The sequence below is a fragment of the Streptococcus sp. KHUD_013 genome (assembly GCF_052588545.1).
Map to the genome: position 1 here is coordinate 982,663 of NZ_CP186264.1, position 20,916 is coordinate 1,003,578.

Genomic DNA, 20,916 nt, shown 5'->3' on the forward strand with positions numbered 1-20,916 from the left:
TTGATAGAAAACAGTGTGAAAAGACATGGTTCTGCAATAGAATCTTGATTTAATTTATGGTATAATTTTCATAACGCTTATTTTTAGGAGAACAAGTATGGATATCCAACGTGAAAAAGAATTCGTCAGCCAGTATCATTATGATGCTCGTAACTTTGAATGGGAAAAAGAAAATGGAACTCCCGAGACAAAAGTAGACGTCAACTTTCAATTGATTCAACGCGATACAGAGTTAAAGACAACCTCTTTAATCGTTATTTTGACCTATATGATTGTCTTTGATGGCTTTGTCATCAGCGGGACCATTACCCAAATCAACCACATTCACAATCGTTTGGTTAGCGAGCCAAGCGAATTCAGCAAAGAAGAAGTGGAAGAATTAGCTCGTCCTTGCTTGAATATGCTGAATCGTTTGACTTATGAGGTAACTGAAATCGCCCTTGATTTACCAGGGATTAATTTGGAGTTTTAATGCATGAAATTAGCAGTCATCACAGATTCTTCTGCCTATCTATCAGATGAATCAAGAGGACACGATAATTTATTTGTCCTAGATATTCCAGTTGTCATTGATGGAGTATCTTACGTAGAAGGTAAAAATCTGACGGCAAAAGAGTTCTATCAAAAGATGGAAGCTTCGTCTGAACTTCCGAAAACGAGCCAACCTAGTATCGCGGAATTAGAAGAACTCTTACCGCAACTAGAGGCTAAAGGCTATACCCATGTTTTAGGGATTTTCTTATCTTCTGGCATTTCAGGATTTTATCAGAATATCCAGTATTTGAAGGATGAGTTTCCGAACATGACCATTGCTTTTCCAGATTCTAAGATTACCAGTGCCCCTCTTGGGTGGATGGCTGAAGAAGCCGTTAAATGGGCTGATGAAGGCCGTTCTTTTGATGAAATTCTAGCCAACATCCAGACACAAATCGATGGGACTTCTGCCTACATCATGGTCGATGATCTCAACCATTTGGTCAAAGGGGGTCGTCTTTCCAATGGAGCGGCGATTCTAGGGAATCTCCTCAGTATCAAGCCCATCCTCTATTTTAACGAGGAAGGTGTGATCGAGGTATACGAGAAAGTCCGGACTGAGAAAAAAGCCATCAAACGCTTAGCTGAGATTGTCAAAGAAGGAACTGCGGATAAAGACTATCAGATCATTATCATTCATGGGAATGCACTGGATAAAGCAGAAACGCTTCGCGATATTCTTCATCAAGACGGTTTTGCTGGTGAGATTCCATTTGCGACCTTTGGCAGTGTCATTGGTACGCACTTAGGAAATCACAGTGTTGCTATCAGTTTTGTACCGAAAGTATAAGGAGAAAACATGCCAATTAAAGTAGTGATTGCAGGTTTTAAAGGGAAGATGGGCCAAGCGGCTTATCACATGGTGTTAGAAGACCCGGAGCTTGAACTAGTTGGCTTGATTGATCCCCATGCTTCTGAAAACGAGCTGGCGGGTGTTCCGGTCTTTCATGACAAAGAAGGGGTTTTGTCGCTGGATGCGGATGTGTGGATTGACTTCACCATCCCTAAAGTGGCGTATGAACATACCCGCTTTGCTTTGGAGCATGGACTAGCTCCTGTGGTTGGGACAACTGGATTTACAACAGAAGAAATCACTAATTTGATTGAATTGTCTCGTGAGAAGAATCTTGGAGGCCTTATCGCGCCAAACTTTGCTATTGGTGCAGTCTTGCTCGTGCAATTTGCAGCGCAGGCAGCTAAGTATTTCCCAAATGTAGAGATTATCGAGTTGCATCATGATAAGAAGAAGGATGCACCGAGTGGGACTGCTGTGAAGACAGCTGAGCTGATCAGTCAGGTCCGTCAACCACAAGAGCAGGGAGCGCCAGATGAAGAAGAGAGTCTTCCAGGGGCTCGCGGTGCCAACTACCAAGGCATGCACATCCATTCGGTTCGTTTGCCTGGTCTGGTAGCCCATCAAGAAGTGATTTTCGGTAGTCAAGGAGAAGGATTGACCTTACGCCACGATTCCTACGATCGGGTGTCCTTCATGACAGGGGTCAATCTAGGAGTAAAAGAAGTAGTCAAGCGTCATGAGCTTGTCTATGGTTTAGAACATCTATTATGAGATTAAAAAAACTGCCTTCTGAATTTCAGGAGGCTTTGCCAATATTAGAAAAGATTCGAAAAGCTGGATATGAAGCTTATTTCGTCGGGGGCTCTGTACGGGATGCTATTTTAGGTCGTCCCATCCACGATGTAGACATCGCTTCTTCCTCTTACCCGGAAGAGACCAAGGCTATTTTCGAGCGGACCATTGATGTCGGGATTGAACACGGGACGGTCCTGGTTCTTGAGAATCATCAAGAATATGAAATTACCACCTTTCGGACAGAGGATGTCTACGTAGACTTTCGAAGACCCAGTGCAGTTAATTTTGTCCGTTCCTTAGAAGAAGATCTCAAGCGACGCGATTTTACCGTCAACGCCTTTGCCTTGAGTGAAGAAGGGGAAATTATTGACCTCTTTGATGGACTGGAAGATTTGGAGAACCGAATTTTGCGCGCTGTTGGTGTAGCGACAGAACGCTTTAACGAAGATGCTCTTCGGATCATGCGTGGTTTTCGCTTTCAGGCCAGTCTTGGTTTTGATCTAGAAGAAGCAACCTTTAAGGCCATGACAGATTGCGCTCCTTTGTTGGAGAAAATCTCTGTCGAACGCGTCTTTATTGAGTTGGATAAGCTCCTCTTAGCTCCTTATTGGCGCAAGGGCTTAGAGGGTGTGATTGCTAGCCAAAGCTATCAGTACCTCCCTCTCTTACAAAATAGCCAATCGTCACTAGAGAAACTGTTCCAGCTGTCCATGGATTATACCTTTACGAGTTCCGAGCAAGCTTGGGCTGCTTTACTCTTGACCCTAGATGAGAATAAGCTCTCTGCTTTTTTCAAGAAATGGAAAACCTCTCGTGACTTCGCTAAGAAGGTGGAGCAGTTGGTTGAAATCTACCGTTTGCGTGAAAAGGATAGTTTAAATCGTCGGGATGTCTATCGCTATGACCGTAGCCTTCTCTTGTCAGCGGAAGAATTGCGTCAGGCTCATGGCTTGCCCGTAGATTTCCAAGTTATCGAAGAATTGTATGATTCTCTAGCTATTCATGATAAGCACGAAATCGTAGTCAATGGTGGGATGTTGATGAAGGAATACAGCTTAAAACCAGGTCCGGGTCTGGGACAAGTGCTTTCTGCCATTGAATGGGCCATTGTAGATGGTGAATTAGGGAACGACAAACAAGCGATTGGAGATTTTTTGAGCCGCTATCTTGAAGCCAAGAAGGGGGAAGCATGAGCGATTTTATTGTTGAAAAACTAACCAAGTCCGTCGGGGATAAGACGGTCTTTAAAGATATTTCTTTTATCATTCATGAGCTGGATCGGATTGGACTAATCGGGGTCAATGGGACAGGGAAAACAACTCTCTTAGATGTTTTGTCGGGTCGTGCAGGCTATGACGGAGATCGTTCCCCTTTTTCTGCAAAGAATGACTATAAGATTGGTTATCTGACCCAAGAACCTCAATTTGATGATATCAAAACTGTCCTTGATACAGTCTTGTCAGAGGATGTGAAAGAGCTCCAATTGATTCGTCAATATGAGTTGTTGACGAGCCAGTACGATGAGAGTCAGCAAGCGAAACTGGAAAAAGTCATGGCGGAGATGGACTCTCTCAATGCTTGGGAAATCGAAAGCCAAGTCAAAACAGTCCTGACCAAGCTGGGGATTCAGGATTTGTCTGCTAAGGTGGGGAGTTTGTCTGGTGGACTGCGACGCCGTGTCCAGCTAGCACAGGTTCTCTTGGGAGACCATGATTTGTTGCTGTTAGATGAGCCGACCAACCATTTGGATATTGATACCATCGAATGGTTGACTAACTTCTTGAAGAACTCTAAGAAAACCGTACTTTTCATCACCCATGACCGTTATTTCTTGGATAATATTTCAACTCGTATTTTCGAATTGGATCGTGGCGGTCTAATCGAATACCAAGGAAATTATCAGGATTACGTTCGCTTAAAAGCTGAGCAGGACGAACGGGATGCGGCTCTTCTTCACAAGAAGCAACAACTCTATAAGCAAGAACTGACCTGGATGCGTCGCCAACCGCAGGCGCGTGCTACCAAGCAACAGGCGCGGATCAATCGCTTCCACGACCTCAAGAAGGATCTATCCCACCAGACGACAGAAACAGATTTGGAAATGTCCTTTGAAACTAGTCGGATCGGTAAGAAAGTCATTGAATTTCAAGATGTCGATTTCGCCTATGACCAAGGGCCGATTCTGCAGCAGTTTAACCTATTGGTTCAAAACAAGGATCGGATTGGAATTGTAGGTGATAATGGTGTTGGGAAATCGACCCTGCTCAATCTGATTGCCGGGAAACTCCAACCGACTGCTGGAAAGGTCGTTATCGGAGAAACGGTACGAATTGCTTACTTCTCGCAGCAGATCGAAGGTTTAGATGAAAGTAAGCGGATGATTAACTTCCTACAAGAAGTAGCAGAAGAAGTCAAGACTAGTGCAGGATCTACATCGATTGCTGAGTTGCTGGAACAATTTCTCTTTCCGCGTTCGACCCATGGTACCTTGATTGAGAAACTTTCTGGTGGGGAGAAGAAGCGTCTTTATCTCTTGAAACTTCTCATCGAAAAACCTAATGTCTTACTCTTGGACGAACCGACCAATGATTTGGATATCGCGACCTTGACAGTGTTAGAGAACTTCCTACAAGGCTTTGGTGGGCCAGTCATCACCGTTAGCCACGATCGTTATTTTCTAGATAAGGTTGCTTCAAAAATTTTAGCTTTTGAAAATGGTGGCATCCGCGAATTCTTTGGAAATTATACGGATTACTTAGATGAGAAAAAGTTTGAGCTAGAAATGGTTGTCGAAAGTAGCAAACCTGAAAAAGAAAAGGTAGTCAAAGTCCGGGAAGAAAAGAAACGGATGAGCTACCAGGAAAAGCAGGAGTGGGCGACCATTGAGAGTGAGATTGAAGAGATTGAAAACAAAATCGCAACCATCGAGACTGAGATGAATGAGAATGGTTCTGACTTCGGTAAGTTGGCCAGTCTCCAACGTCAGATGGATGAAGAAAACGAGCGGCTCTTAGCCAAGTATGAACGGTATGAGCACTTGAGTGAGTTGGCAGAAAACTAAAGGAGGAAGAATGCATCATATTAGCAAATACAGTCTGTTATTGTCATCATTTTTATTTTGTGGCATTGGTTTTATTCTCTTTGTGAATCCAATCGGAAAAATTGCCACCTTTAGTTGGTTGATTTCTCTGGGCTTTTTCTTGATTTCAGTTTCGCGCTTATCACGTTACTACCGTCTACGGACCCAAGCGACCTTGTCGGATCCCTATTTATTTCAAAGCGTGGTCTCGCTAGTCTTTGCAGTGTATCTCTTACTATATGGCTACAAGACCTTGCCGATTGTCTTTCCGATTACACTTGGAATTTGGCTCTTATATAAGTCTGCTTTGAGTTTGCGTAAGGCTCACTATCTTTCCAAACGATCTGAAGAATTATCCAAGAAGTTTACTTTTTGGGGGCTTATTCAACTGTTTACAGGACTGTTTCTCATTGTTAGTCCTCTATCTATTAGTGTCTTCTTGTTACATATTTTGGGATTGTTCTTCTTCATAATTGGCGTTCAATCCTTGAGGCTCTTTTTAAAACTTCATAACGAAGAGTAAAGAAATCTGTCTGTGTTTTTGCAGACAGGTTCTTTTTTTGCAAATGAAATTGAGAGAATTCTTGAAAAACAATTGAAACCCTTTTCACATTTTGGTATACTAGTGTCAAGAGAATAGGAACAAAGGAGTATAAAATGTCCAAAAAAATTATTGGTATTGACTTAGGTGGAACATCTGTTAAATTTGCCATTTTGACGCAAGAAGGAGAGATTCAAGAGAAGTGGTCTATCAAGACCAACATCCTTGACGAAGGAAGCCACATCGTTCCTGATATCATCGCTTCCATTCAACACCACTTGGAGTTGTTAAACTTATCCGCAGAAGATTTTATTGGAATTGGTATGGGATCTCCTGGTGCAGTGGATCGCTTCGAAGGAACTGTCGTTGGAGCTTACAACCTTAACTGGAAAACTGTACAACCCATCAAGAAAGATATTGAATCTGCCTTGGGAATTCCTTTCTTCATCGATAATGATGCCAACGTAGCTGCCCTTGGGGAACGCTGGAAAGGTGCTGGTGAAAATCAACCAGATGTCGTCTTCATGACACTTGGAACTGGTGTTGGTGGCGGTATCGTAGCAGAAGGAAAACTTTTGCACGGTGCTGGTGGTGTAGCTGGTGAGCTTGGCCATATCACAGTAGACTTTGATCGTCCTTTTGATTGTACCTGTGGTAAGAAAGGTTGCTTGGAAACAGTTGCTTCAGCGACTGGTATTGTCAATTTGACTCGTCGCTATGCAGATGAATATGCAGGAGATGCAGAGTTGAAACGCTTGATTGACGATGGAGAAGATGTCACGGCTAAGACTGTCTTTGATTTGGCTAAAGAAGGGGATGAGTTGGCCTTGATTGTCTACCGTCATTTCTCTCAATACTTGGGTATTGCTTGTGCCAACATCGCTAGTGTTTTGAACCCAGCCAACATTGTCATTGGTGGTGGTGTATCAGCAGCCGGTCAATTCCTCTTGGATGGGGTTCAAAAAGTCTTTGATGAAAATACCTTCCCACAAGTTCGGACCTCAACCCAACTGGTGCTTGCTAATCTTGGAAATGATGCAGGTGTGATTGGTGCTGCATCACTTGTCCTACAATAGAATTTATTTGAAAGAGGCTGGGCAAAAAATGTCCAGCCTTTGATGTTTGATAGTAATAGCAGCAAGACGCAGTGGTTGATTGCTCAAAGCACTGCTTTGAGGTGGCGGATTGAACTTGCGAAGCAAGTGTCCTAAGTCTTTGTACGCTTTTTAAGCTTCAAAGATGAGCTTTGATGACGGAAACAATGTTTCCTTTATCCGCAACCTCCAACAGTCTCCCAGACTGTTGGAGCTATACGGGGGTTGGAAGATTGAAAAGGTTTGGGGAACCTTTTCAACTCTATTTATAGTAAGAAGTTCTTTACCACTTCCTTTTTATTTATACTGTGTTATAATGTAGGTATTACAGTATTTAAGGAGATTGAATGACAAAAGCAGATATCCTTTTTAAAGAAAATATTCGAAGAATTATGGAAGAAGGCGTCTGGTCTGAGCAAGCTCGCCCTAAGTACAAGGATGGCACAACCGCCAACTCCAAGTACATCACTGGGGCTTTTATGGAGTTCGATTTGGCCAAGGGCGAGTTCCCGATTACGACTCTTCGTCCTATTGCCATAAAGTCCGCCATCAAGGAAATGCTCTGGATCTACCAGGATCAGTCCAATAGTTTGGAGCTCCTAAATGATAAGTACCAGGTCCGCTACTGGAATGATTGGGAAGTGGGAGACACGGGAACGATTGGTGAGCGCTATGGTGCTGTTGTTAAAAAGCACGACATCATCAACAAGATTCTCAAACAGCTGGAAGCCAATCCTTGGAATCGTCGCAATATCATTTCCCTCTGGGATTACCAAGCTTTTGAAGAGTCAGAAGGGCTCCTGCCTTGTGCTTTTCAAACCATGTTTGATGTTCGGCGTGTTGATGGGGAAATCTATCTGGATGCAACTCTGACCCAACGTTCGAATGATATGTTGGTAGCGCACCATATCAATGCCATGCAGTATGTGGCCCTTCAGATGATGATTGCCAAGCACTTTGGCTGGAAGGTTGGCAAGTTCTTTTACTTCATCAACAATCTCCACATCTATGATAACCAATTCGAACAGGCAGAGGAATTGCTCCGGCGTGAGCCCTCTGATTGCCAGCCTCGTTTGGTCTTGAATGTTCCAGATGGCACTAATTTCTTCGGAATCAAAGCTGAGGATTTTGTACTGGAGGACTATGATCCTGTCAAACCTCAGTTGAAGTTTGATTTGGCAATTTAGAAATGCTACTTAGCAAACACCATATAATTAGGAAGAAAGTTATGATTTTTTCATAAAAATGGATTCTACTTCCTATTTTTTAAACCTACCGGTTAGTAATATCATCAAATTTTTAAAAAATGACTTGTTTTTCAAGACATTTCGTTTTGATATTTTAAATTAATCTGATAGAATATTTAAGGTTTAAAATGTAGGCCAATAAATTAGCTTATTAATTGTAAATAAATATGGAGGATTATAATGGGCAAGGATTTATTTAATGATCGCATTAGCAGATTCTCGATTCGTAAATTGAATGTCGGAGTTTGCTCTGTCCTTTTAGGAACACTCGTGATGGTTGGTACAGCTTCTAGCGTAGCAGCCGATGAAAACGCAGAGAACCCAGCAACTGTTGCAACAACATCAGAAGCGCCCGCAACTTTAACAGCTACTTCAGCAGCTGAAACAACAAGTACAGCTGCAACAACTTATGAAGCAAGCCCAGCTGTAACTTCAACAGCGGCTTCAACTAGTGAAGCAAGCAGCACGAGTACAGCAGCTTCAGCAACATCAACTGCAGCACTACTTCCGAAACACCAAGCTTGGAAGCTGCTACACCAGAAAACAAGGCAGTAGAAGCAGCTTCAACAAGTGCAGATAAAAAAGAAACACCAACTCTTTCAGCTGGACAAGGTGTAACAGCAAACAATACAGTCGCAACGGAAGAGACAGCCAACACTTCTCGCCGTCGTACTCGCCGTGCAATCGGTGATCCTAATGACGAAAGCTTGATCGGGGATGACGTTGAAGACGCAACTTCAACTCCGAAAGTTGAAAAACCTGGCTTTACAACAGATGTTGATGCCAAATCTATGACTAGCCAAATCGCTTGGTTGGACTTTGGAGATGTAGCCAACTGGACAGGGGCAAAAACAATCCAGGTCGCTAAAAATGAATTGAAGCCAAATGAGTTAGAAGAGAGCTTAGCGCTTCAAGTTGGGGCTACTTATACCAAGGAAATCATGCCTGGCTATGTAGTCACTGTAAAAGTTAAATCTTTGAAACCATTCCAAGCAACTGAACTCTATAAAAAACGGATGGAAGAGCAAGGGGCTACAGAAGCCGAAAAAGCAACTTATGACCCAAATGCTAAAAATGGCTATGTAAGTAAAGTTACTTCACCAATTGCTAAGCAATATTTTAATGATGGCAAAGAAGCCGACGTTATCGCTGATGCTCAAAACCGTTGGACTGAAATCAAACTAGAAAACGTTGATACCAAAAACAAGAAGACGACCATGGGTTCTGCATATAATGGTGGGAATATTGGGGTTCAATTTGAAATCTCTGCAACCTTCCGTGGCAAGGCAGTGAAGCCAGCTATTGTCATGGCTGATGGCGAATCTGCTAACCCTGGTGAATTTGTTATGTTTACTACCAATGGTGAAGGTTGGCAGCACATTGGGGAATGGAAGAAGTTTAACAGACCAGCCACCTCTGAAACTTACGTTCCGCAAGATACAGATAACCTTTTGGGGCCTAAACCTAAATATAATAACATTAACCTAAGACAACTTCGTGATTCTGATCAAGTTGGACCAGAAAAGAAACCAGTAGCTTGGAAATATTTCGGAAATCCTGACCAAGTAACTGGTGGTCTAGGAACTGGTATCTTTGGACCAAACATTTCTGCAGGTAATTATACTGTTCCACTCGTGATGACACGTGGTGCCTCTGAAGTTGGACTTTACATCGCTTCTGGCGGTAAACAATCAGCTATGCTTGGATTCTTCCCAATTGATGAAGGAGATGCTCCTGAGTCATACGGCAAAGCTATGCATACCATTGCAACTGTAGACGGTGTTACTGGCGCTAAAGTAAATCAACCGTATCTTGGTAATGTGAGCCCAGATATGGATGAGAATACGACTCTCGACTGGTTCGGTGATGATAAGGCAACTACGGCCGATGAAGGAATTGACCAATTGCTTCCAGATGAGCTTAAAGGTACAACCAATGAGATGATCAAGATGGATCGTACACGCCCAGGTAACTACAAGCTGTCAATAGAAGCCCATACAGATGGAGCTTCAGAAGCTTATATCTACGGTTGGATAGACTTTAACCAAAATGGAACCTTTGATGAAGATGAGCGTTCGAATCTAGCAACCATTACCAAAGATGGTACTGTTGAGTTGACCTTTGCAAATAGCAAGACTTATATCGACCCTAGCGTTAAAGAACTAGGTGCTCGTGTTCGTATTGCCAAGAAAGCTACCGAGATTGAGAGCCCAACTGGTATGGCCTTCTCAGGGGAAGTGGAAGACTTCAGAACTCAAATTACGCACCCACCAAAAGGGGAATTCAAGGAAACAAGTGGTCCTCAAGGGGCGAAGCAAACTGCAACTGTAACCTTTACAGCACGTGGAGAACACAAGTATGAGCTTAATTCTAGTGCCGTTATTGACGAAACGGTAGAACCATACATCGTTGATAAAGATGGCAACCGTGCAACTCTTGATGCGGACGGTTACTATGTCGTTCCAGGACAAGGTAAGTACAAGATTACTGCCAACGGTAAGGACGTAGACGTTGAATTTATCCCAGAAGATAACTTCCTTGGAACAGCTGATGGTATTTCTATCCGTCGTTCAGATAACAACGGTTATGATACTGGTTGGTCAACAAAATTCCCAGATCAAGAACCAAACATTAATGGTCAGTTGAATACCATGGATGGTCAATACGTTCCAACAGTCACTCCAATTGAAATCGAAGGAGTAGACAAAACTTCGACGGATGTTCAAGGGGCGACTCAAAAAGAAACTCCGACCTTTAACACAACTGAGACTAACTCAAATGGTGACAAGATTTCAATCACTCCAAGTGCAGAATATCCTGCTAAGTTGGTGGATCCTGCCACAGGTCTCACTACTGATGCGCCATCTGTAACAGTTGAAGGGGAAGGAACTTATACGATTAATCCTTCAACGGGTGAAGTAACCTTCACTCCAGATCCAAGCTTTACTGGTACAGCAAAAGGTGTGGAAGTTACATTGTCAGCGCCAGTTGGTAGAAACAAAGATGGTAAGATCCAACAGGATTACATCAAGACAGCAACAGCTAAGTACACACCAACTGTAACACCTATCACAGTGACTCCTACAGATAAGGTTTCTGCGGATGTTCAAAACGTTCCTCAAACACAAACACCAACTTTTGATTTGAGTAGTGACAAGACTGCAAAAATTACAAGCAAGAAATTGGTGGATCCAGCGACTGGTCAGCCTACTGATGAAACAACTGTGACAGTAGAAGGTGAAGGAACATACTTAATTGATCCTACTACAGGAGCAGTAACTTTCACTCCTGAGAAAGACTTTGTCGGAACTGCTAAAGGGGTTAAAGTCCAAGCAACTGCGACTGTTACCAATGCAAATGGTAAAACTGCAACTATTACTTCTGATGCAAGCTACACACCTACTGTAAAAGCAGCTGTACCAACAGCAGATCCAGCTACATCTAAAGATATCCAAGGTGCCACTCAAACAGGTACTCCAACCTTTGCGGGTACAACTGTTTCTGTAAATGGTGAAGACAAAAAAATTACTATTAAAGATAACAGCTACACACTTTTGGATAAAGACGGTAACGAAGTTTCAACTACAACGGCTTACGCTGAAGATGGAACAACACCAATCGGTACATTCACGATCGACCCAGCAACTGGTACTGTAACCTTCACACCAACTGATAAATCTTACACAGGTAAAGTAACGCCTGTTAAGGTTCAAGCTGAAAGCTCAAACGGAATCAAGGTTGATACAACTTACACTCCAGAGATTGTTCCAGTAACACCAACTGCAACACCAGCTGAAACAAAAGATGTTCAAGGTTCTACTCAAACAGGTAAACCTGAATTCAAGGGTGGAACTGTAACGGTTGATGGCGTTGAAAAGACTGTTGAAATCAACGAAGATGTTCCAGCAACATTCGATGACGGTTCAACAACTAAGACAGTAGAAGGTGTTGGTACATACACAGTAGCAGCAGACGGTACTGTTACATTTGTACCAGAAAAATCATTTGTAGGAACTGCACCAGCTGTGACAGTTGTCCGCGAAGATAAGAACGGAACAAAAGCTTCAGCGACCTACACACCAACAGTATTGCCAGTTACACCTGAAGCAACACCTGCTGAAACCAAAGACATCCAAGGTGCTACTCAAACAGGTAAACCTGAATTCAAGGGTGGAACTGTAACGGTTGATGGTGTTGAGAAAACTGTTGAAATCAACGAAGATGTTCCAGCAACATTCGACGACGGATCAACAACTAAGACCGTTGAAGGTGTTGGTACATACACAGTAGCAGCAGACGGTACTGTTACATTTGTACCAGAAAAATCATTCGTAGGAACTGCACCAGCCGTGACAGTTGTCCGCGAAGATAAGAACGGAACAAAAGCTTCAGCGACCTACACACCAACAGTATTACCTGTAACACCTGAAGCAACACCAGCTGAAACAACTGACATCCAAGGTGCTACTCAAAAAGGTAAACCTGAATTCAAGGGTGGAACTGTAACGGTTAATGGTGTTGAGAAGACTGTTGAAATCAACGAAGATGTTCCAGCAACATTCGACGACGGTTCAACAACTAAGACAGTAGAAGGTGTTGGTACATACACAGTAGCAGCAGACGGTACTGTTACATTTGTACCAGAAAAATCATTCGTAGGAACTGCACCAGCAGTAACCGTTGTCCGCGAAGATAAGAACGGAACGAAAGCATCTGCAACCTACACACCAACTGTAACTCCAGTAACACCAACAGCAGAAGATGCAACTTCAACTGATAAACAAGGTCAAGAACAATCTGGTAAACCAACCTTCACACCAGGTAACGAAAACGTCCCAATGGATGATGATACACCTGCAACCTTTGAAGATGGTTCAACTACGAAAACAATTCCAGGAGAAGGAACTTACACAGTAGCTCCAGACGGAACAGTAACCTTCGTACCAGAAAAATCATTCACAGGAACAGGAACAGGCGTGACTGTTAAACGTGTAGATAAGAACGGTACACCAGTAACAGCTAAGTACACACCAACTGTAACTCCAGTAACACCAACAGCAACTCCGGCTGAATCAGAAGCACCTCAAGGTGTGGTTCAAACTGGAACTGTGACCTTCACCGAAGGTGACTCAGTTGCACCAATCGACAAAGATACCATTACTCTTCTTGATGAAAATGGTCAACCAGCAGAATCTGTAGTTGCTAAATCACCAGAAGGTAAAGAAATCGGTACTTTCACAGTTGATAAAGAAACAGGCCTTGTAACCTTCACACCAACTGATAAGTCATACTCAGGGGATGTAGTTTCAGTTAAGGTTCAAGCCAAGGATGCAAACGGCACTCCAGCTGAAACAACATACACACCTAAGATTACTCCAGTTGTACCAACTGCTGAACCTGCAACATCTACAGACATCCAAGGTAAAACACAAACAGGTACACCAAGCTTTACACCTGGTAACCCTGCAATTCCAATGGATGATGAAGTTCCAGCAACCTTTGAAGATGGATCAACTACGAAGACAATTCCAGGAGAAGGAACTTACACAGTAGCTCCAGACGGAACTGTAACCTTCGTACCAGAAAAATCATTCACTGGAACAGGTACAGGGGTAACAGTGAAACGTGTTGATAAGAACGGTACTCCAGTTACTGCAACTTACACACCAACTGTAACACCAGTAACCCCAACTGCTGAGCCAGCAACTTCAACTGACAAGCAAGGTCAAACCCAAACAGGTAAACCAACCTTCACAGCTGGTCATGAAAATGTTCCTTTGAACGACGAAGTTCCAGCAACCTTTGAAGATGGTTCAACTAAGAAAGAAATTCTTGGTGTTGGTATTTACACAGTAGCAGCTGATGGTACTGTAACCTTCACACCAGATCCACGCTTTGTAGGTGAAGCACCAGCAGTAACAGTTGTTCGTGAAGATATGAACGGAACAAAAGCTTCTGCAACCTACACACCAACTGTAACACCAGTTACTCCAACAGCAGAACCAGCTACATCAAAAGCTCCTCAAGGAATTGTTCAAACAGGCAAACCAACCTTCACTGAAGGGGATCCAATTGCTCCTATGAGCCCTTCAACCTTGAGACTTTACGATGATTCTGGTAACCCAGCTGACCAATTGGATGCCTTCGCACCTAATGGCGATATCATCGGTAAATTCACAGTTGATAAAGAGAAAGGCGAAGTGATCTTCACCCCAACTAACAAAGCTTACTCAGGTGAAGTTCTTCCTGTAGGTGTTTCAATGGAAGATGCAAATGGTACCTTTGCACGTACAACGTACACACCATTCATCACTCCGGTAGTTCCAACAGCAGAACCAGCTACATCAACTGATATTCAAGGTGCTACTCAAACAGGCAAACCAAGCTTCACTGAAGGAAATCCTGCAGTACCAATGGACGATGATGTACCTGCAACATTTGTTGATGGCTCAACTACTAAGGTTGTTCCAGGAGAAGGAACTTACACAGTTGCTCCAGATGGAACTGTAACCTTCGTACCAGAGAAATCATTTGTTGGAACTGCATCAGGAATCGTGGTTCAACGCCAAGATAAGAATGGTACAGTTGTGAAAGCTAAGTACACACCAACTGTGACTCCAGTTGCACCAACAGGAGAACCAGTTACTTCAATTGGTAAGAAGGGTGCTACTCAAACAGGTAAACCAAGCTTCACCGAAGGTGACAGCCGTGTACCAATGAACGACGAAGTTCCAGCAACCTTTGAAGATGGCTCAACTACGAAGACGATTCCAGGTGTTGGTACTTACACAGTAGCAGCAGACGGAACTGTAACTTTCACTCCAGAACCTGAATTTACTGGTACTGCACCAGCAGTGACAGTAGTTCGTGAAGATGTGAACGGAACAAAAGCTTCTGCAACTTATACACCGACTGTTCTTCCAATCACTAAGTTTGTTGATAAAGAAGGTAAGGAAATCCCAGGATATCCTACAGTTGATGGAGAAGAGCCAAAAGCTGAAATTCCAGGTTACCGTTTCGTTGAAACCAAGAAATTACCTAATGGTGATACAGAGCACGTCTACGAGAAAGTTACAACTTCACACGTAGATGAAAATGGAAAACCAATTCCTGGTTATCCAACAGAAGATGGTGAGCAACCGAAGAAAGATATTCCAGGTTACGAGTTTGTTAAGACAATTGTAGATGAGAACGGTAATACTCAACACATTTACAAGAAGACGGTGACACCAACACCAACACCGACTCCTACACCAACTCCAACACCAACACCAACTCCGGTTCCTACACCAACACCGACTCCAGATCCAGTTCCAACTCCAGATCCAAAACCAGTTCCAGAAACTAAGGAAACTAAATTTATCAATCCATCTGATGAAACAGCAGTTCTTCCTGAAACTGGTACTGAGGAAACTTCTAAAACTGGTCTTGCTATTCTTAGCGCCTTGACAGGTCTCTCATTATTCGGACTTGCTAAACGCAAAAAAGAAGACTAAGATCTAGGATTTGCCTCATTAAAACCGCGAGAAATCGCGGTTTTTTTGACGGAAAAAATAAGAAGTTTTGCTCAAGGAAGCAATAGTTGGAAACAGTCTTTTCTTGAAAAATTTGATAAAATAGAAGTATCAGTGTAAAGGATGTAAAAATGAGTAAGAAAGTAATTGGCATTTGGGCTCAGACAAAGAATGGGGTAATCGGCAAGGACCAGGTGATGCCTTGGCATTTACCAGCTGAATTGCAGCACTTTAAACAAACGACTACAGGCCATGCGATTCTCATGGGAAGAGTTACCTACGAAGGTTTAAACAAACGGGTCCTCCCAAATCGGACCAATATCATTCTCTCTAGAGATGACAAATATGATGTAGAGAATGAAAAAGTTTTGTTAAAAACCTCAGTTGAGGACGTTTTAAACTGGTATAAGGATCAGGATTTGTCGCTCTTTATTATCGGTGGTGAGAAGGTCATTCGTCTTTTCGCGCCTCATCTAGAGGAGCTCTATCAGACTGTCATCGATGCCGAATTGGAAGGTGATACTTACTTCCCAGAAGACTTCCAGTGGGATCAGTTTCGCTTACTAGACGAGCGGACAATTGAAAAAGATGAAAAAAACCCTTACGACTTTACCATTAGACATTTTGAAAGAAAGGAAGACTAGTTCATGGAACGTAGTATTTTTGGCTTTTTTACAGCTGTTTTATGCGTGATTTGCCTAGTATGTGCTTCCCAGACCTTTCGGAAAAAGCGCTATGGCTTAGCCACGCTCTTCTTGTTAAATGCCTTTACTAATCTTGTGAATTCTATTCACGCCTTTTATATGACTTTATTTAGATAAATTACAAACAGACTTTAGAATCGGGAGAAGAAAATGCCTACAAATCAATCAAACGATATGATGGTTTATTGTTCCTTCTGTGGGAAAAACCAAGACGAAGTACAGAAGATTATCGCTGGGAACAATGCCTTTATCTGTAATGAATGTGTTGAGTTAGCTCAAGAAATCATTCGAGAAGAACTTGCTGAGGAAGTCTTGTCAGACCTTTCAGAAGTTCCAAAACCAATCGAACTCCTCAATATCCTCAACCACTATGTCATCGGTCAGGATCGTGCCAAACGAGCGCTAGCAGTAGCTGTCTACAATCACTACAAACGGATTAATTTCCACGAAAATCGTGAAGAAGACAACGATGTGGATCTACAAAAATCAAACATTTTGATGGTCGGTCCTACAGGTTCAGGAAAAACTTTCTTGGCTCAAACGCTTGCTAAGAGCTTAAATGTTCCATTTGCTATCGCCGATGCGACAGCCTTGACAGAAGCTGGTTACGTCGGAGAAGACGTTGAGAACATCCTTCTTAAGCTGTTGCAAGCAGCTGACTTCGATATTGAACGTGCAGAGCGAGGCATCATCTATGTTGATGAAATCGATAAGATTGCTAAGAAGAGCGAGAATGTCTCTATCACCCGTGATGTGTCTGGTGAAGGGGTACAGCAAGCCCTCTTGAAGATCATCGAGGGAACTGTTGCCAGCGTGCCACCTCAAGGAGGACGCAAGCACCCACAACAAGAGATGATCCAAGTCGACACCAAAAACATTCTTTTCATCGTGGGTGGAGCCTTTGATGGGATTGAAGAAATTGTGAAGCAACGTCTAGGTGAAAAGATTATCGGATTTGGCCAAAACAACAAAGCCATTGATGAATCCAGCTCTTACATGCAAGAAATCATTGCAGAAGATATCCAAAAATTCGGTATCATCCCTGAGTTAATCGGCCGTCTCCCTGTTCTTGCTGCATTAGAGCAATTGACAGTTGAAGATCTGGTCCGTATTTTGAAAGAACCAAGAAATGCCTTGGTGAAACAATACCAAGCTCTCTTATCCTTTGATGACGTTGAATTGGATTTTGATGACGAAGCACTAGAAGAAATTGCAAGCAAAGCCATTGAACGTAAGACTGGTGCTCGCGGATTACGCTCCATCATCGAAGAAACTATGTTGGATGTGATGTTTGAAGTTCCAAGTCAAGAAGACGTCAAATTGGTTCGAATCACCAAAGAAGCAGTTAAGGGAACTGAAAAGCCAATTTTAGAAACTGCCTAGAAAGAAATTCTATGAAAGTAAATACTCATAATGCAGATATCTTGTTGAGCGCTACCAATAAAAGCCATTATCCTCAAGATGATATCCCAGAAGTTGCACTTGCCGGTCGATCAAATGTCGGCAAGTCTTCTTTTATAAATACCATGCTAAATCGCAAGAACTTGGCCCGTACATCTGGCAAACCAGGAAAAACACAGTTGTTGAACTTTTTCAATATCGATGACAAACTTCGTTTTGTCGATGTACCTGGCTATGGATATGCTCGTGTTTCTAAAAAAGAACGCGAAAAGTGGGGCAAGATGATCGAAGAATATCTGACAACTAGAGAGAATTTAAGAGCTGTTGTCAGCCTGGTCGATCTTCGTCATGAACCCTCAGCAGATGATGTTCAAATGTATGAATTTTTAAAATATTACGAGATTCCTGTTATCTTAGTTGCGACCAAAGCTGATAAAATTCCAAGAGGGAAATGGAACAAGCACGAATCCATGATTAAGAAGAAGTTGGATTTTGATAAATCAGATACCTTTATCATCTTCTCATCGGTTAATAAAACTGGAGTAGAAGAAGCTTGGGAATCAATTTTTGATTTTAGTTTTTCGGAATAAATCGTATTATTACTTGACTGTTATTAATTTGTTTGATTTATCTCGATATTGTAATTAAAATGTAATATTTAACTCAACATTTTAGGGTTTTTCTGTGCTATAATCATCTTAAAGACTATTCATTAAAACATTAGGAGATTATCACATTGAAAAAAATACTAAATAAATCGAAATTGATTGGATCATTAGTGGCTCTGGTTGCTGTAGGAACAGTAGTGGCAGCCATGAGTGAGCATGTAGGGAACGTTGGGGCTAACGACGAGGCTTATTCTCAATACGCAGATCCAACAGAAGCTTTCATCTCACAAATCGGTGAATCTGCTCGTCAACTTGGTCAAGAAAATGATCTTTATGCATCTGTTATGATTGCTCAAGCCATCTTAGAAAGTGGATCAGGTCAATCTGGTTTGTCATCGTATCCACACTATAACCTTTTTGGTATTAAGGGGAGCTATGCAGGTCAATCAGCAGTGATGCAGACTTGGGAAGATGATGGTAATGGAAATGCCTATACAATCAATGATGCTTTCCGTTCATACCCTAGCTACTATGAATCATTACAAGACTACGTTGCAGTTTTGAAACAAGGTCATTTTGCAGGAGCTTGGAAGAGCAATACAACAAGCTATCAGGATGCAACAGCTGCTTTAACGGGTGTTTATGCTACTGATACTAGCTACTATGCAAAATTAAACCACATTATTGAAGCTTACAATCTTACTCAATATGATTCACCAAGTGTTTATGGTGGATATGAAGGGACAGTTTACAACCCTTATCGCCAACAATATACAACTCAAGAAATATTGAACTTGGATATCGCTTGGGCGAATCGTTTCTTATAATATATGAATTAAATTGAATTATAAACAGACTATCATAGTCTGTTTTTTTATTTCATCGTTTTAAATCGTTTTATCGATCTTTGTTATGGAACACAGTAATTTTAACTTAAATTTTTCTGAAAGCCTTTTCAGGAACTCCATTCTATGATATAATGAAGAAGTTCACAAATCCAATATATAAGGAGATTCAGATGGGAGAATCAAATTTTGTTCTTAAGGTAGAAGCAGCATGTCAGAAGAAGGAAGAATTGTATACAGCTTCTAAAGCTCGTTATGCGGTTCGATCTATGTTTGCGGGTGCGTTTTTGACAATGAGTACTGCAGTAGGGATTGTGGGGGCAGACCTTCTCAACACCTTCTTGCCAGGTTCTGGTCGTTTCTTATTCCCGTTTATTTTTGCGTGGGGATTGGTTTATTTACTATTCTTAAATAGTGAGTTAACGACTTCCAATATGATGTGCCTTACTGCTGGTGTTTATTTAAAGAAGATTAATTGGAAAAAAGCTTTAGAAATTTTACTCTATTGTACATTCTTTAACCTTGTCGGTGCTTTGTTCCTGGCTTTCCTCTTTTCACAGACTAGTGCATTTGCAAACCTAAATCCAAAAGGCTTCCTTGGCTCGGTTGTAGAGATGAAGCTCCAACGTTCGAATCAATTGGTCTTCTTCGAAGGAGTTATTGCCAACATCTTCGTTAACATAGCAATCTTGTCCTACCTTTTCTTTAAAGATGAAACAGCGAAAGTTTTGTTGGCTTTGTCAGCTATTTATATGTTTGTATTTCTTACAAATGAACACATTGCGGCAAACTTTGCTTCTTTCTCACTGGCTACCTTTAATTCTATTTCTAAAGATTTGCCTCATTTAGAGTTCTTCAATGTCCTTCGTCATTACGCTGTCACTTTTGTAGGTAACTGGGTAGGAGGAGGAGTACTCATGGGCTTGGCCTATGCATGGCTCAATCGTACAAAGACTATTTATAAAGATTAAATATTTTTTAAAAAAAGTTTGCAAAAATACTTGCATTCTTTTTTTTTATGTGATAAACTAAGTAATGGTTTGAAAAAACTGCCTAAGACAGTAGGGGAGCTCGACTCGTAAATATCCTACCGAGGACAAAACGTATCATGTAAAAAGAAGCGTATTGTACTTTCGTGTCTAGGTTTGGGCGCGTTTTTCTTTTGGAAAAATTCCCCAAGCAAAATAATTACGGAGGTGAACACACTAATGAGTGAAGCAATTATTGCTAAAAAAGCGGAACTAGTTGACGTAGTAGCTGAGAAAATGAAAGCTGCTGCATCAATCGTCGTTGTAGACGCTCGTGGTTTGACAGTTGACCAAGATACAGTTCTTCGTCGTGAGCTTCGTGGAAGCGAAGTTGAGTACAAAGTTATTAAAAACTCAATCTTACGTCGTGCAGCTGAAAAAGCTGGTCTTGAAGAATTGGCATCAGTATTTGTTGGACCATCTGCTGTAGCATTTTCTAATGAAGATGTTATCGCACCAGCGAAAATCTTGAACGACTTTTCTAAAACTGCTGACGCACTTGAAATCAAGGGTGGTGCAATCGAAGGCGCTGTCGCATCAAAAGAAGAGATCCTTGCTCTTGCAACTCTTCCAAACCGCGAAGGACTTCTTTCTATGCTCCTTTCTGTACTTCAAGCGCCAGTGCGCAACGTTGCTCTTGCAGTCAAAGCGGTTGCAGACAACAAAGAAGACGCGGCTTAATCTTAAGCTACGCAGCGTAGCCTAGCTACAAAAAAATATAAATAAAAAA

At 42.0% G+C, this 20,916-nt stretch carries 16 protein-coding genes and 1 other annotated feature; all 16 genes read left to right on the forward strand.

Annotated elements, in window-relative coordinates:
• Positions 1–97: 97 nt before the first annotated feature.
• The 16 genes from ACOXXR_RS04550 (at position 98) to rplJ (ending at position 20,867) form a co-directional block, all read left to right on the forward strand.
• The gene (locus ACOXXR_RS04550) at positions 98–472 is read left to right on the forward strand and encodes a DUF1149 family protein (RefSeq protein ID WP_006596301.1); all 375 of its coding nucleotides are present in this window, start codon (positions 98–100) and stop codon (positions 470–472) included.
• A gap of 3 nt (positions 473–475) precedes the next feature.
• Entirely contained in the window at positions 476–1,324 is an 849-nt protein-coding gene (locus ACOXXR_RS04555; RefSeq protein WP_445278848.1) for a DegV family protein, read from the forward strand.
• 9 nt (positions 1,325–1,333) lie between these two features.
• Positions 1,334–2,101, forward strand: coding sequence for a 4-hydroxy-tetrahydrodipicolinate reductase (gene dapB, locus ACOXXR_RS04560; protein WP_445278849.1), 768 nt, complete (start codon positions 1,334–1,336; stop codon positions 2,099–2,101).
• Positions 2,098–3,318: a CCA tRNA nucleotidyltransferase gene (locus tag ACOXXR_RS04565; protein WP_445278850.1), complete on the forward strand. Its 1,221-nt coding sequence runs from the start codon at positions 2,098–2,100 to the stop codon at positions 3,316–3,318. Before dapB ends, ACOXXR_RS04565 begins: the two co-directional genes overlap by 4 nt.
• Positions 3,315–5,186, forward strand: coding sequence for an ABC-F family ATP-binding cassette domain-containing protein (locus ACOXXR_RS04570; protein WP_445278851.1), 1,872 nt, complete (start codon positions 3,315–3,317; stop codon positions 5,184–5,186). Before ACOXXR_RS04565 ends, ACOXXR_RS04570 begins: the two co-directional genes overlap by 4 nt.
• 10 nt (positions 5,187–5,196) lie before the next feature.
• Positions 5,197–5,727 carry a DUF308 domain-containing protein gene (locus ACOXXR_RS04575; protein WP_445278852.1) on the forward strand — a complete coding sequence of 177 codons (531 nt, stop codon included), beginning with the start codon at positions 5,197–5,199 and terminating at the stop codon, positions 5,725–5,727.
• A gap of 134 nt (positions 5,728–5,861) precedes the next feature.
• Complete coding sequence (locus ACOXXR_RS04580; protein ID WP_293874632.1) at positions 5,862–6,821, forward strand: ROK family glucokinase; 960 nt, start codon at positions 5,862–5,864, stop codon at positions 6,819–6,821.
• A gap of 365 nt (positions 6,822–7,186) precedes the next feature.
• Complete coding sequence (locus ACOXXR_RS04585) at positions 7,187–8,026, forward strand: thymidylate synthase (RefSeq protein ID WP_223356846.1); 840 nt, start codon at positions 7,187–7,189, stop codon at positions 8,024–8,026.
• Positions 8,027–8,266: 240 nt separating this feature from the next.
• Entirely contained in the window at positions 8,267–8,641 is a 375-nt protein-coding gene (locus ACOXXR_RS04590; protein WP_445278853.1) for a YSIRK-type signal peptide-containing protein, read from the forward strand.
• A complete protein-coding gene (locus tag ACOXXR_RS04595) occupies positions 8,608–15,582 on the forward strand; it encodes a CshA/CshB family fibrillar adhesin-related protein (protein ID WP_445278854.1) in 6,975 nt (2,324 codons plus the stop codon). Before ACOXXR_RS04590 ends, ACOXXR_RS04595 begins: the two co-directional genes overlap by 34 nt.
• Before the next feature lie 149 nt (positions 15,583–15,731).
• The gene (locus ACOXXR_RS04600; RefSeq protein ID WP_270285406.1) at positions 15,732–16,244 is read left to right on the forward strand and encodes a dihydrofolate reductase; all 513 of its coding nucleotides are present in this window, start codon (positions 15,732–15,734) and stop codon (positions 16,242–16,244) included.
• Positions 16,245–16,454: 210 nt separating this feature from the next.
• Complete coding sequence (clpX, locus tag ACOXXR_RS04605; RefSeq protein ID WP_445278161.1) at positions 16,455–17,687, forward strand: ATP-dependent Clp protease ATP-binding subunit ClpX; 1,233 nt, start codon at positions 16,455–16,457, stop codon at positions 17,685–17,687.
• A gap of 11 nt (positions 17,688–17,698) precedes the next feature.
• A complete protein-coding gene (gene yihA / locus ACOXXR_RS04610; protein ID WP_120701913.1) occupies positions 17,699–18,295 on the forward strand; it encodes a ribosome biogenesis GTP-binding protein YihA/YsxC in 597 nt (198 codons plus the stop codon).
• 146 nt (positions 18,296–18,441) lie between these two features.
• The gene (locus ACOXXR_RS04615) at positions 18,442–19,140 is read left to right on the forward strand and encodes a glucosaminidase domain-containing protein (protein WP_445278162.1); all 699 of its coding nucleotides are present in this window, start codon (positions 18,442–18,444) and stop codon (positions 19,138–19,140) included.
• Positions 19,141–19,331: 191 nt separating this feature from the next.
• Positions 19,332–20,129, forward strand: coding sequence for a formate/nitrite transporter family protein (locus ACOXXR_RS04620; protein ID WP_445278163.1), 798 nt, complete (start codon positions 19,332–19,334; stop codon positions 20,127–20,129).
• A gap of 63 nt (positions 20,130–20,192) precedes the next feature.
• Positions 20,193–20,328, forward strand: a sequence feature (ribosomal protein L10 leader region).
• A 38-nt stretch (positions 20,329–20,366) separates the two neighbouring features.
• Positions 20,367–20,867, forward strand: a complete 501-nt coding sequence (gene rplJ, locus ACOXXR_RS04625) for a 50S ribosomal protein L10 (protein ID WP_006596316.1) — start codon at positions 20,367–20,369, stop codon at positions 20,865–20,867.
• The last annotated feature ends 49 nt before the right edge of the window (positions 20,868–20,916 follow it).

Coding starts and splice junctions, on each gene's coding strand:
- ACOXXR_RS04600 (WP_270285406.1), top strand. CDS start 15,732: ATGAGTAAGAAAGTAATTGGCATTTGGGCTCAGACAAAGAATGGGGTA.
- ACOXXR_RS04565 (WP_445278850.1), top strand. CDS start 2,098: ATGAGATTAAAAAAACTGCCTTCTGAATTTCAGGAGGCTTTGCCAATA.
- ACOXXR_RS04550 (WP_006596301.1), top strand. CDS start 98: ATGGATATCCAACGTGAAAAAGAATTCGTCAGCCAGTATCATTATGAT.
- ACOXXR_RS04590 (WP_445278853.1), top strand. CDS start 8,267: ATGGGCAAGGATTTATTTAATGATCGCATTAGCAGATTCTCGATTCGT.
- yihA (WP_120701913.1), top strand. CDS start 17,699: ATGAAAGTAAATACTCATAATGCAGATATCTTGTTGAGCGCTACCAAT.
- ACOXXR_RS04555 (WP_445278848.1), top strand. CDS start 476: ATGAAATTAGCAGTCATCACAGATTCTTCTGCCTATCTATCAGATGAA.
- ACOXXR_RS04620 (WP_445278163.1), top strand. CDS start 19,332: ATGGGAGAATCAAATTTTGTTCTTAAGGTAGAAGCAGCATGTCAGAAG.
- ACOXXR_RS04580 (WP_293874632.1), top strand. CDS start 5,862: ATGTCCAAAAAAATTATTGGTATTGACTTAGGTGGAACATCTGTTAAA.
- rplJ (WP_006596316.1), top strand. CDS start 20,367: ATGAGTGAAGCAATTATTGCTAAAAAAGCGGAACTAGTTGACGTAGTA.
- dapB (WP_445278849.1), top strand. CDS start 1,334: ATGCCAATTAAAGTAGTGATTGCAGGTTTTAAAGGGAAGATGGGCCAA.
- ACOXXR_RS04585 (WP_223356846.1), top strand. CDS start 7,187: ATGACAAAAGCAGATATCCTTTTTAAAGAAAATATTCGAAGAATTATG.
- clpX (WP_445278161.1), top strand. CDS start 16,455: ATGCCTACAAATCAATCAAACGATATGATGGTTTATTGTTCCTTCTGT.
- ACOXXR_RS04570 (WP_445278851.1), top strand. CDS start 3,315: ATGAGCGATTTTATTGTTGAAAAACTAACCAAGTCCGTCGGGGATAAG.
- ACOXXR_RS04575 (WP_445278852.1), top strand. CDS start 5,197: ATGCATCATATTAGCAAATACAGTCTGTTATTGTCATCATTTTTATTT.